The 14,844-nt window shown below is 51.3% G+C and carries 2 protein-coding genes; both read left to right on the top strand.

Features of this window, described 5'->3' with window-relative positions:
* Position 1 precedes the first annotated feature (1 nt).
* Positions 2-574 (top strand): imm11 family protein, encoded by a 573-nt coding sequence (locus tag OCV52_RS20235; protein WP_261900879.1) that lies wholly within the window; start codon positions 2-4, stop codon positions 572-574.
* A 689-nt stretch (positions 575-1,263) separates the two neighbouring features.
* On the top strand, positions 1,264-14,844 hold the full coding sequence (locus OCV52_RS20230) for a DUF6531 domain-containing protein (RefSeq protein WP_261900878.1): 13,581 nt from the start codon (positions 1,264-1,266) through the stop codon (positions 14,842-14,844).

The raw sequence follows: 14,844 nt of genomic DNA, 5'->3' as shown, positions 1-14,844 counted from the left end.
TATGTATAAACCCCTTTTTGGGGTTGGAGAGCTGTTTTTACGCAGCATAAATGAAGTAGGGAGCCGAAACTCAGAAGAAATGGAAAAGCTTCGGTTCGCTGATAAAAACAAGGTTGATGAGAGTAGTTGGCTGCCTATTTCTTGTTATATCAGTTATGTAGATAGTGATACAGGAGAGAAGTTTATAGAGTCAGATGTGCCGTCTAATTGCGATGGCATGATGATATTTAATAAAAAAGGTAAAGAAGCATTAAGCTCTTTTATTAAGCCATACGGCCAATTCTTGCCCTTAGATTGTGAAGGTAAGGAGCTGTACATATTAAATATCTTTAATGTAGTTGATTGTTTGGACTTAGATAAGTCAGAAATTATGTTTAGAGAAGAATTAGACTTATCAGATCCTCAGCCTGTTATCGATGATTATGAATTCGATGTTAAAAAGTTAGGGGAAAACGCTTTATTTAGGCTTCCCTATAAAAATGAAGCAAGAATTTACTTTACAGAAAGTTTTATCAATGAAATTGAAAAGCATCAACTAACGGGCTTTAACTATCGAGCTATCTGGAAGTCTTAATATCTTGCTTGCATTAATTAGCGGCTAATTCCCATTAGCCGCTTGCTTGTTGTATCACCGTATCCAGCATCTCGCTCACAAACTTCTGTTTGGTGTGGATAGTTGAGAGTTTGAAAGGTTATAGATCGTTACTATTTCTCAAAACTAGAACGTTGATACAGTTAAGACAGTACATGTTGATATTAAGAGCTAAACTCCTTATCCCTGTACCAATCCAGGTAAGGAATCATAATGTAATATCAAGCCCAGCATTTGCTGGGCTTTTCGTTATGGCCCATCTGGTATTATTAAACAATGTGCTTGTGTCTGAGCGGTTCAGTCCAGTCAAGCATGGGGCACTGTTAGAGCCGACAATAAAAGTCGTTAACAAGCGCTATCAATCAGTCGCCCCATCCCCCTTCATGAAGTGTCCCCCTGAACGTCTTACCCCCATGCTTTTTTGCTTTCGCCATTTTGTAACCCGACCATGAGGTGCGCCCAGTATTTTAAGAGCGTTAGAACCGAGCGATAGTGACAATTTGAAGATAACGTCCTTTTTTTCAATTGTTTGGCATACAAGTAGGTTGGTGAAATACAATATGTGACACATCTCATATTTATCGGCCCTTTTTGATTTTTTTTCTCATCTTTTTTCGATTTTTCGCCATGTATATACATCTAATTTTATAAAACAATAACACGGGGTCAGCATGGCAACGATCATCGGTGGGAATGGGTTAGGCCATTTCGATACACAAGGGCAAGTCAGCATTAAGCTAGGTGGTAACAATGGGCTACAGATCAACGCGTCGAGCGGCAACTTGGTGTTGCATCATCAAGACCAAACCCTAGTCAGTAAAGGTCTGGATCTGTCTCTTGTCCGCACCTACAACAGCCAAGGCCAGCAGCAAGATGGTAATGGCGATAACTGGCGCTTCTCATTCGAGCAAGAAATACAGGTGGCAGGCTCGGTCATTAAACGTGTCTCAGGTGATGGGCATGCTTCAGTGTTTCACGCTAAGGGGAGCGGCTACGAGTCAACGGCCGGTGCAGGGGCCCATGATAGCTTAATTCGCCAGGGGAAAGAGTGGGTATATGAAGAAGGCAGCACAGGCGTCAAGGAGTACTACGATGCCGACAGTGGCCGTATGCTGCGCGCAGAAGACCGATTTGGTAACCAAACCCATTATCGGTATCAAGGTGAGCGGTTGACAGCGGTTCAGAGTGCAAGCGGCGAAGAGCTGCGTTTTGTGTTCGATGCCAAGGGTCAGTTGACGCGCATCGATAGCTGGACAGAGGACAGCGAAGGCAACCTCACTCACTCGCACAGTAAAGTGCATTATGGTTACGATGCTAAAGGGCGTTTATCGAGCGTGAAGGTGGACCTCTCGCCGGAAGATAAGTCAATAACGGATGGTCAAGTATTGACGACCCGTTATGAGTACCACGATGACGACAGTCATCTTATTCACCGCATCAGTAAAAGTAATGGCAGTGTGATGACACTCGGTTATGACACGGTGGCGGGGAAACCGCACCTAAGTCGTATTGATGATAACGGCATTGTCACCTTGCTGGATTATCAGCCAGAGCGTGCTAATGGGCACCAGTTGAAAGTGACCGATGCCACAGGGCAGGCGTGGTATTACGCGCATGATGAGCAAGGCCGTTTAGTGGGCACCTTGTCTCCCGAAGTGCGCTACGACAAAGATATTGGTTATGGTTTGAAAGAGTCAAACGGTGAGCCTCATGCGACACGTTACCATTACGATAGTCAGAATAACTTAGTGGCAGCGGTTGAGACAGGGACATTGGGGGAGCGTGTCACCGATTACCAATATGATGAGATGGGCAATTGCACGGTAAAGCGAGCGTTGGGTGAATGGCGTGAACGCTACGAATACGATGACATGCAACGCTTGGTGGCGACGCACATCAATAATGGGCGAGCGGGAGAAGGGCACCGTTATGCCCTCTATGATGGGGTAAACCTGCGTTACGAAATCAACGAAGGCGGGTTAGTGACGGAATACGCATACGATGGCTTTGGTCAGCGCACGCATTCTCGAGTGTATGTGAATGCGGTGTTTGATGCGCAAGGCACTGGTTCCCCATCAATCCAAGCGCTTATGGAGTGGTCAGAGGCACAAGATAAACGTCAAACAGCGTTGACGACGTTCAGTTATCAGCGTGGTCTATTGCATACCCAAACACGGCATGAACAGCTTGATGACCAAGGGGATGGGCTGACGTCGCCTCACCTTGAGGTGGTGGCTTCGAACACTTCTGCGGGAGTTTGGCTGGGTGGCCAACGTATTGATGGAGCGACTTCCGGAGTAACACTGACATTATTGAACGCAGACGGTCAGCTCGTGTCCTCAAAGACGTTCAATACTCACCAGAACGAAGAGCAGTCAGGGCAACTGTTGGGAGAATTAGGGAGTCTCACAAATCGTCACCGTCTCGCCGGCGGTCGAATATATTTGTCAACAAAAGGTGAGTGGAGCAGCGACTTATTACAGAGTGACCTGGGGTTGATTTTGAATGTCGACTTAGCGTTGAATCTATCGAGCGTAGGGGCGCCGGATGAGCCAGTTGTGGCGTTACCTTCTGTACTGTTGGTGGCCTTTGACATTCACCCGGAAGGCGAAACCGCTCAATTGTTGGATGAACAGTCAGCGAGCGAAGGCTCGTTGAGCCTTCGTCACAGTCGGAACGAGCATACTCGTTTTACTTACGATGCGTTTGGTCAGTTATTGGCATCGGATACCTTAGTGGGGGATCTGGAAAGCGGGACCGCGAAGGTCGTGAGCCGCGCGACTCAAGTTTATGATGGGTTAGGGCGCGTTGTTAGCCAAACGGATGCTCAAGGGGTGACCACGACCACCGAATATTTAGACAAAAGCCGTCAGGTTGTGGTGTCTCAAGCGAGTGGTGCTACCGTGACCCAAACGTTCAGTACTGCGGGTCAGTTAATATCAGAGCAACGCAGTGCCCCCACATTGGTGTCACGAGAGCGTCAGTTCCTTTATAACGAAGCGGGGCAGCTTGTGGCGACGCAGCACCCGGATGGCAGTGAGCAATTTCAGTTTTACGATGCGCAAGGTCGGCTTTGGTTGACGGTGTCGGAATTGGGCGCCGTGACGGAGTACCGACGAGATCCACAAGGGCGAGTGGCGGTGGAAGCGCAGTACGCCAGTGAGGTTGACACATCCGATTGGGTTAGGGGCGGTACGCTGACCGTCACGGGCGAGTCGGTCTTGTCTGGGTTGTCAACCACCATCAAACCGCGCGTGACGAGGTCTTATTTTGAGGATGACAGAGAGACGGTCAAAACTACCGTGGTTCTTGGCGATAGGGACGCGCTGGTCAATAGCGTGGAATTGGATGCGCAAGGGCGGGTATTGGTTGAGCGTAATAGCCGAGGCAGCATTTCGATTCGGCATGAATACGATGAGGCCGGGCGCAAGGTATTGAGTCGAGATGAGGGCGGTTACGTGACTCAGTATTGGTATAACGCACGAGGGCAAGTGACAGAAACGCGTCGTTACCATCACCCTGACCTTACGGAATCTTCGCCGATTCGAGTACCAGACGGCGAGTTTGATCGCACTCAAGTCGTCTATGACCATCATGGACGCGTGCGTTTTCAGATGAACGAGCAAGGGGCTTTAACCGAGACTTGTTACTTCGACGCTGGGCGAGACAAGAAAGTGTATTGGCATCCATTTGGCGATGAAGACATGAGTCAAGTTGACATCGCTCGTGTGGTTGAAGGCATCAACTCCGGTTCATCGCCTGCATTGGGGGCGAGCTATCCAAAAGTGCTGCTTTCACGTGAGCGTCGTGATGAAGCCGGTCGCTTGATGGTGTCAACAGACCGACACGGAGTGGAAACGCGCTATGTGTATGAGGATGTGACGGGAAGGCTGCGTCAGACCATCACGGGGGCCAACACGTCAGTGAGCCGCTCAGAGTACCGCACATACAATGGCTTTGGTGAGCTGACTGGGCAAGTGGTAGCGGCTGGGCAGCAAGATTGGCAAAGTGTGGCGTTGTCTGGCTTGATAGAGGATCGAGGTGTCCGCACTGAGTTTGATGTCATGGGGCGTAAGTCGAGTCAATATCATCCAGCCACGGGCACGACAACGTACGAATATGACAAAGCGGGGCACTTAATTCAAACCACGGATGCGCTGGGGAATACGCGGAGCAAGACGTATAACACGTATGGCGAAGTGAGCGGCACACGCATCGATGGTGAGGTCATTAAGGCGTTTGAATATGACCCAATGGGCCGATTGAGCCGAGAGTTGGATGGTGAAGGGGTGCGCACCACTTACTTATATCAGCAAGACGGTCGTCTAAGTCATCGTGTACGCCAACACGTGGCACAGGCTTACGCGAATTTCGGAGAGCGCAGTGGCAGCCAAATCGCGCGTCATGTCACGAGGTATGAATACGATGAACGAGGGAACGTGATTCATCAGTCCGTCGCCAAAGATTATCGCGCTGGCACCCGTATTGAGGATGGAGATACGCGAGAGGCCGTGACCTCTTCGCGTGTGAAGTACGCCTCACAGTGGCAGCGTAAATATGACCATCGAGGTCGTATGGTGAGTGAAACCAACGGTGAAGGCGTCGAGCGAGTGACCGATTATGTGGCGGGTGGTCGCATAAAAACGGTGAGGTTATCGGGAGCTGTGCAAGAGCGCATTGAGATGGATGCTCTGGGTCGAACGTTATCGCTGACCAATGGCGCAGGAGAGAAGACTGAGTATGAGTACGATGATGCGAACCATCGCGTGACTGTGGTGTCGCCGGGGGGCATTCGTACGGTCACCGAAAAGAACGCGCACGGTGAAACAGTGACCATCACCGATGGGCTGGGTCATCAGCGTGGCTTTGAATACAATGCGCAGGGTAAAGTGACCCGCACCACCTTCCTCGCCAAAGGCGACGACGAACCTCAAACTTTGTCTTCCAACGAATACCACGCCCAAACTGGGCTGTTGACCTTCTCTACCAATGCTGATGGTACGCGCACCGAATATCGTTACGACGCGCTGGGCCGCCAGTGGAAAGTGATTCAAGACGCCGATGGAGAAAAATTAACCACCACTTACGCCTACAACGCCGATGGGCAGCGCATCAGTGAAAATCGTGAGGGGCGAGTGACGACCCTGCGCTTTGACAGTCAGGGCCGTAAAATCTGGGCTGAGCAAGGCGGGGTAGGCACCGAGTACACCTATGACCTCGATGGTCGGATAATCGAGCAGGTAGAAGGGGCGTTGGCAGCGAATGGCCAGATTCAGCAAGAGCGTGTGACTGAGTATGAGCGAGACGTCATGGGCGCAGTCCTTGAAAAGCGCGTGCGTTCAGGTCAGAGCTGGTCTGGTCGGGCGAGTAACCGCAGCGTGTCTTATCGCTATAATGCTGCTGGTCAAGTAATAGAGAAGCAAACGGGTCAAGGTGGTATTTCGCGCACTGTGTATGACGCGCAGGGCCGGGTCCAGTACGTCATCAATGCGCTGAATTATGTGACGGCGTATGAGTACGATGCGGCCAACCGAAAAATACAAACCACTCGTTATGCCAAGGCTATAGCACCAATGAACGCATGGACGGTGGAGAGCGTGAATGATGCGTTATCGGGCAGTGGGCGTGTCACCGAACATCGTTATGATGAATCAGGACGTTTGGCATTTGATATTGATGGTTTGCACTATGCCACGGGTTATGAGTATGACGCGGCGAATCGAGTTATACGCACCACGCGATACGCCAAACCGGTGACCGACAGTGATTGGTTAGCGGCCTCGCCGAACAATCGAATCAGTGAGTCCATTTACGACGAGAAAGGGCAATTGCGCTTCAGTATCAGTGAAACGGGGGCGGTGACGGAGCGCGGTTACGATGTCATGGGGCGGGTAACGCATACGATTCGTTACGACCAACCGGTGAGTCTGCAAGGGCGCAGTGACGCCGAGGTGGCGGCATTTAAAGCCGCGTTATCACAAGAAGTTCAAGCGGGGCGAGTACGCTCAGAGCTGAGTGTGTTCGATGTGCTGGGTCGCTTGGTCTTTGAGATGGATGGCGAAGGGTACTTAGTGGAGTACCAATACAATCGGCACTCGGAGAAAACTCGACAGAAAGTGTACGTCAATAACGAGGCTTTGTCTGTGGCGTTGGAGGTCGTACGCCAGCAAGACAGCACTTTAGAGGACGGAGCCGCCATTCGATTGGCACTGAGCCGCCTGGCGTCAGCGGACATTGTATCCGACAAGCTCAATCAACAACTGGCTACACTGAGCGATCAACAAGCCCGCATTGATAACATGAAGCAGTCATTGGCGGAATTGTCCTCCGGTATCGCGCGCACTCATGCAGAAAATGGTGTGTTGGGCAATCAGCTAAGTGGCGCCACTCAACGTTTGAACCGTCTATACCAAGAGGCCAGTTTAGAAGCGGCGCGTCAAGAGACTTTGGCGCGAGACATCGTTTCCTTACAGGGAGCGATTCGCCAGGAAGAGCAGGCCTTAATTCGTAAATATGAGGTGGCATTAGGTAAGGCGCGCACGGCCAAGCAGTCAGCGCAGAGTGCGTTGTCTCGTGAGCCAAATAATGAAGGGCTTCGAGCGATATTGACGCAAGCAACGGAAGATGAAGCGTCGGCACAGGCGAGGTTATCGTCGCTAAAATCTCAGATTGCGGCCAACCCATTCACTTCCGTTGAGGGGGCCGAGCCCTCTGACTTTGAGCCAAGCTTATTGCAGGTGAGTGCGTACAATCCAACATTCAAGCCAGACGTGGGTGACGGCACCGCAACGTTGGACGATGTGGATGGGTTGAGTGATCGTGCGGAGCAGCACATCGAAGGCGCTGATGGCAAGCAGGTTCAAGCGCAGCAAAGCGTGGTGGCGAACCGAGCGACAGTAGAGGCTTTGCGTAAAGAGCTGGAGAGTTTATCGGCGGCAATGCAGGCACAGTTTGATGCGTTGAGTGAGCAGCGTGCGGGGTATGACGCGTTACAAGTTACCTTAGCGCAGAATCAAAGTCGAGTTGAAGCGAGACAGGCGGCATTTAACACTAGGACGATCGAATTTTCACAAAAAAGCGTAGCGTGGAGCAGCTCTTTACGCGTGGCTGAAGCTGCTGAAACAATCGGTAAAGAACAGCAGACAAAGGTTAGGAGAGCTGAATCGAGTGAGCGAGCGAAATCCCAAGGACTGATAAGTGCAAGCAGGCATTTGTCAGCTCAGAAAGAGATTTTGTCACAGGCCGAACAAGATAGGGATCGCATTTCGCGACAATTGGCTGAAACAAAAACTAGTTTAGGTCCGTCATTAAAAGCACAAAAATCAGCTATTAACTCATTAAAAGCTTTTGTTCGAAATGGTTCAAATAGAAGTAAAGCCATGTTTGCTCTGACAATGACTGGCGGAGGTCAGTCCGGAGAACTGTTTGGGCCGAGAATTCAAAACTACATTACAAATAGGGTGTCAGGGGCAAATTTCACTAAATCTGAGCTAGAGCAAGCCAAATCAAGTTATTTAGCTATGTTTAGTAATAACGGTTCGTTAAATAAAGACTTTACCAAAGCTCGTTCGATTTCTGTAGCAAAAGCAAAGCTCACTAAGTTCAAAGCTATGTTGTCTCACGTTCATCGGGTATCAAGTGCAGCGCCAAGAACATTTCCAAATTGGCCAAATTTCCCAATCCCGAGTGAACTGATGACTTACCAAGAGGCTGAAAGAGACATATACGAACATATAGGTATGCGTCAAGGCCAGCAAGTTGTTACGAACATAAGAAATACAATGCTCATTGGTTCTTTTGATTTACTCAAGAATTCTGCGTCAACCGGGATCTCAAAAATTAACGCTCTATTAACAAAGCTACAAGAGATAGAGAGGATCAACGAAAGTATATCTAGTAAGCGAAGGCAAATTAATAATTTAGAAAGTGCGTTGTCTCAGAAAAATAATTTGGTCACACAGGCGTCACAACGAGTTAATGATGCTGAACGCGCAGTGCAGGCGGCTCAGCGGGCACATCAGCAGGCAATTAACGCGCTAACTCAGGCTAGGCGAAGTCTTAGTGCAGCTTATCAAGCGTTCCGCGAGGCTGAAGAGCAGCTCTCTCAGGCTAGGCGTGCTCGTGAAGCATCACAAGCGCTGTTATCGGAAGCGCGCACCCATTTGGAACAAGCTCAGGCAGATAAACTTCGAACAGAGACAGAGCTGCTTGCGGCGCGAACGACCTTAAACCAAGCGAGCATCAAGTTTGGTCAAGCGCACCAATCGCTGAGTCGGACTGCGCAGTCATTGCAAACCGCCCGACAGCACCTTGGTGACGCCGTGGCGTTGCACGGGGAGGTCAATGTTGCCCTAACTCAGGCTCACACCTCGACACATCAAGCGAGTGAGGCCATTGAGCAAGCACAGCAGCAGGTGCACCTGGCACGTTATACGACGCTTCGTCAGGCAAAGGCTGATATTGCCAGCAACGATACGGACTACGAGTATGACGCGCGCGGGCGGTTAATCACTGAGCGCTCGGCGATAGTCTGCTACGCTGACGTGCAAAAAGAGCAAGCGGTCACCCAGTTCATTGGTCGGCTGACGACTCGTCATGCCTACGACAGTTTAGGCAATGTACTGCGTACCACAAAGGCCGACGGCACTCGCCTGCAAAATACTCAGTCCTTCACTTATGACGTAGAAGGACATCAAGTGCAAGCCCAGGGCTTGGCGGGCAATCAGGTGGTGTACAACGGTCAGGGGCTGGCGTCCATTAATATTAATGCTGAAGGTGCACGCCGCGACCGCGTATACGACGCGGCGGGTCAGTTACGTTTTGATGTGGATGAATTGGGGTACATCACCGAGCATCGTTACAACGGCTATGGTGAAAAAATTGAGCAACGCCGTTACGCCAAGGCGTACACCACAGCGCGTCAACCGGGTCAAAGCCTGAGCGTATCGGCATTGAGTGACTTTACTCAGAAAGGAGGCGATTGGCGTCAGGTCAGCGAGGCCTACAATGCTCGCGGTGAGCGTGTTGCTGTGACACAGAGCAGCAGCGTGGATGCGCATACTTTAACTGAACGTACGGAGTTCAACCGTTTCGGTGAACGAGTGAGCGTGTCTAAACACTATGACGGTGAGCTAAGCACACAGGTCAAACACTTGTACTCGGTCACAGGGCAGCGGTTGGCGAGCCTAAATGAAGAAAATTACTTGACGTTATATGGTTACAACGGGTTGGGTGAGTTGTCGGAAGAGAAAATCTTGACCCATCGTTATCAAGGGGAGTGGCGCCTGAGTCACGTCGACGCCTGGGTGAGCACACAGACATCGGCACAAGCGATGCGCCGAATAACCTATGGCTACGACGCGCGAGGGCATCGCCATCAAGTGACGCGTCATAATGTGACGTTCAGTGCGCATGACGGTGATCGGGTAAGCCATCACACCGATGATCTTGTGACCACGACTTATCACGATTATGCGGGTCGGATGACCATGACCGTTGAGGAGGTGGGGGCTCCGGATGCGTCGACGCACAGCTCGGCCGCCAATCGGATCACACAAGAGTATGATGCGCTGGGGCGTTTGGTGTCGACTTGGGGTAAAGCCCGTGATTACGTGGTGTCAGGGCTGGCGATTGCCGGTCAAACCGAGCGTCCGGCACGTTTACGTGCTCATCAACGCGTGGATTATCTGTACGACGCCCAAGGTAACCAAGTGGCGACATTGACGGAAGGGCGCCAGAGCTTTCAATACTTTAGTGTTCAAGGTCAGCTGACGGGAAGGGAGAACGCGTTGGGTCACTACACCCAAGTGGAGAGCGACCTGATGAACCGGGTGATTCGAGAAAGTACTCAGGTAAAGGTGGGTGAGGGCTTGGCGTACACGCATCAGCGTACGACAGAATACGCTTATGACGCTGCGGGGCGTCAAACGGGCACGACGGTGAAAGCGGCGTCAGGGGACATCACGGAGTCGGCGCAGTACAACGCCTTTGGTGAAGTGACTGAGAAGCATCATAACGCCACGGTCCAAGAGCGTTATCGCTACAACGGTTTGGGCCGGGTGACGGAAGCGACGCGTCAAGGCATCCAATCACGATATCAGTATGACGGGCAAGGTCAGGTGACTCAAGACGTGACTGGCGAAAAGAGCGTACATCGTGAGTACGATCGCTTAGGTCACTTGCTTCGAGAAGAGAGCACCGCCTTTGGTGGGAAGGTCAGTGTGACGACCCAGCAGTTTGACCGGTTTGGTCAGGTGCGAAGCCGAGTGGTCAACGGCCAGACGACCCATTTTACTTACAACCATGCAGGTCAAGTGACGCGTGTCACGGCACCGGCAACTCGAACGGTGGACTCCGCAGGTCAGGTGACGTCCTCGTCGGGCGTGAGTTTAATGTATTACGACGCGCAGGGGCATCGGATTGCGGTGCAAGACGCTAATGGTCAGTGGCAAAAGAGCTACTACGATATGTCGGGGCAGAAACTGATGGACGTTAATGGCAGTGGCGATGCCAGTCATTACTATCATGATGCGCTGGGGAACAGAGTCGCACGGGTCAATAACGCGGGCCAAGGAGAAATGTTTGACTTTGATGCGCAGGGGCAACTTCTCAGTCGCTCTCGGTTGAGTGCCGACCGAACTTATGCTGAATTGTACGTTCGTTACGCGTACGACCAAGTTGGGCAACGTTACCTGGAAGAGTGGCAAGGGGAGTCGGGTTACCGAACGTATACGCAATATGATGCGGCCGGACGGATCACAGAGACTCAGGGCGAAGGGACTCATCGACGCTATGAGTATAACACGCTGGGACAAAAAACGGCGGAGCACTGGCTGGAAGATGGGGCCATTCAGGCCACCAAGCGGGCCGTGTACAACGCGATGGGGCGAGTGACACAAGAGACGTGGCTAAATGGTCAGGTTATCGTTTATGAGTATGATGACTTTGGACGGGTTACGCGTAAATACGGGGGGGATTTAGACCAGCGTTTTGTCTATGACCGAAGTGGGTTACTGGCTCAGCAGACGGTCGGCGGCAAGTCTGAGACGTATGTTTATGATGTGAATGGTCGTGAGACACAACGAGTGCTGAAAGAGGGAGAGCACCGACTGAATACTCACACGCAGTGGGATGCAATGGGTCGTATTCACACGATTAAAGCGACCGAAGCACGAGCATTTGGCGAGAGCTTAGCGGCGTCGGAAGTACGTTATGACTACGATGCGGTGGGTAACCGCCGTAAAGTGGTGACCGTGAAAGGCGAGGAGACGCAGACGCGTTGGTACCATTATGACGGAGATAACCGGATGGTCGGCTCTCATACTCGAACACAAGATGTGGCGACGGTGGCGATAGGTGGGCATGACGGTAGCCGGATCATCACCTACAACGCACTGGGTCAAAAAGTGAAAGAGGTGCGCTGGGCCAATACATCCAGGGAGGTGTATTACCGTCAAGGGCGGTCGAGTCAGCGCGATGAGTTGGTGAAAACCGAGACGTTGACGGGGTATGACGAGAATGGACACCTGAACCAAGTCAACGAGTTTGAGTATGCGGGGCGTCAGCGAGTCAAAGTGTATGAGATGCAGCAGCGCAACGCACGAATGGGGCATGCGATTGAGCAAGAGAGCAGCCGTTATGAGTACCGTTATTGGAGCGCGACGCATCAGGCTGGGGCGACGGCCCGAGCCGAGCAGAGCAGCGTCAAAGATGAGAAGGTCGACTATTTCTATTGGGATGGTCAGCTGACCTCGCAGCATATCGATGGGCGGAGTGATCGCAGTCGTGGGTTTCGAGGGCAATACGACACGCATATGACGTACCACTATTCGGGTCAGCTGAGTGAGCAGCGCACCACCAATTTGAAAAGTGGCGGTGTCGTAGATACGCAAGCTTACACTTACCAAGCTAAAGATGCGTTTCGTAAATCTACATTAACGGTGGGCACCACCCGCCGGGCTTGGGGACGTTCGTATGAAGATGGTAAGACGGAGTATCACTACAACCCAGCAGGGCATTTGCAGAGCGTGATCAGCACAAAGTCGTCGAGTGAGCGTAAAGTGTTGAGCGATTTTGAGGGGCAGATAGCGCTGCAACTGAATGATGGCCAATTGACGGCAGAGCTGAGCAGTGGTGGCAATCCTTTAGCGCATGTGTCGAATAAGATAGACGCCGACTTAATGGATGAGAAAGCGAGTACGGTGGGGCAACAACCGGGCAGTTACGTTGTGTCGGCCAATGACACGTTACAGCGAGTGTCACAGCGGGTCTACGGTGACAGTCGTTACTGGTACTTGTTGGCTGATGCAAATGGTGTGTCTCCGAGTGAGCCGCTGGTAGAAGGCAAGCGTTTGGTGGTGCCAAACCAGCATACGCAGACATTCAACGGCGCAGAAAGCTTTAAGCCTTATAACGAAAGTGAGGTGCTGGGCAACATCAGCCCGGATCCGATCGCCCCACCTCCGCCGAAGAAGAGTTGTAATCCGGTGGCAATGATCGTGATGACGGTGGTTGCCGTGGTGGTCACCGTTTACACGGCGGGTGCGGCGGCGCCAATGATATCAGGAGTTACGGGAGCGGCGGTAGGCAGCGCTACGGGTATGGCAGCAGGTATGGCGGCCTTGGCTGGCGGTGCGAGCGTTGGCATGAGTGCTGGGGTCGCGATGGGCGCGGCGGCGATCGGAGGCGCCATGGGCTCGGTTGCGAGTCAATTGGTTGGTAAAGCCATGGGCGTGGTGGATGATTTCTCATGGGGACAAGTGGCCATGGGCAGTTTTGCGGCGGCAGCGGCAGCAGGCGTAGGCCGGTACTTGAGTGGAGGCTGGGCGGCGACACCGGAGACGGCGAAAGCGGCGAGCGCAGCTCAACAGGCGAGCTTTGTCGATAGGCTGGGTACCGGTTTGGTACGAAGTACAGCCTCCTATGGTACGCAGTATTTGGGGGCTAAGGCGTTAGGCGGAGAGATGTCATTTAACTGGACGAATTTTGCGGCTTCGGTGGTCGGAAATGCGGCGAGTCATGAGTTGAGTTTCTCTTTGGGTGAAGGCAGTGGGTCACACTTTACATCAGGTTGGGTTGGCGCGGCGGCGTCGTCAGTGTTGCGAGGAGAGTCGCTGCGAGCTAACGCAGGGCGCTTCGCTTTGGATGCGTTTGGTAATACGTTGGGCAATGCGTTGGTGAAAGAGCGATTGTCGAATGAGAAAACAAGGGCTGAGCCGTTTGCTTCCACTCAGGCACCTAGAAAGGGTCGTGTTTTTACTGAACAATATGGAACCCAGCCTCTTAAAGACATAATGAACAAAAATGGTCAACCAACGACGATTGTAACGCCACTTTCTGCAGCGGATGACCCGAGTAACTGGAATTTCCAAGAGGAAGATTTAACATTCGCGACGCATGTGAGCGGATGGGATGCGCAGTTAGAACATCACTTTGGAGAGTTAGCACTGGGAGTCAGCGGACATGAGCGCTTGCCTGGACCTTGGCGTGATGGTTATGTGCTTTGTAAAGATAGAGTAGCGGATCCAAAGTTCACAATTGGCAATGAGGGGCATGTATTTGGTGGTGCCAGTCGCTTAACAGACATTAGCCAACGAGTAGGTACAACAGTCGTTAATTCCAAAAAATTATTTGAACATGTCGATGAATATGGGCGAGTGCTTAACTCAAGGACACAACATATTTCGACGAGTTATATGTTTAATTATAATACATTAGGTGATTTAAAAGTTAGCTCACCTCATTTAGTTAACACTGAGCTACCGCATTCCTCTATTTATGGTCCGGATGGCAGCGAAATGATTAGGATTTATGGTAATAATCAGACCTACTCAACTTCCTCTAAAGTTGTGAGTGAAAGCTCGTCTTTGTACAGATACAGTAAATACTTAGGAACTGTTGGGGATGCTTATGAATTTGGTGTTGATGGCTACAATAACATCAATGAGTATGGGGTTAGTTCAAGAGCGTTTATTGCTACTGGTGTCGATTTTGTACAAATGGTTTCAAGTGGTGCAGCGTCAACATATGTAGGAACAGTTGCCGGAGGTATTGCTGGTACATTAACAACAGCAACAGGTGTATTCGCGCCAGCAGCACCAACTATAGCCGTAACAACAGGTGTTGGAGTAGGGGTTAAGGTTGATTATGAAATAGATACCTTTTACGAACAGAGTTTACGAGATCCAATCATAAATGGCTTGACTTGGGTTTATGACTTAGGGAGAGAAGCCTATGCTGATTTTACTGACTAG

The organism is Vibrio chagasii (assembly GCF_024347355.1).
GTDB lineage: Bacteria > Pseudomonadota > Gammaproteobacteria > Enterobacterales > Vibrionaceae > Vibrio > Vibrio chagasii.
This window is presented reverse-complemented; position numbering and strand designations above follow the sequence as displayed.

Bases quoted from the DNA above. Each gene is read 5' to 3' on its own strand.
- OCV52_RS20235 (WP_261900879.1), top strand. From the start codon at position 2: ATGTATAAACCCCTTTTTGGGGTTGGAGAGCTGTTTTTACGCAGCATA.
- OCV52_RS20230 (WP_261900878.1), top strand. From the start codon at position 1,264: ATGGCAACGATCATCGGTGGGAATGGGTTAGGCCATTTCGATACACAA.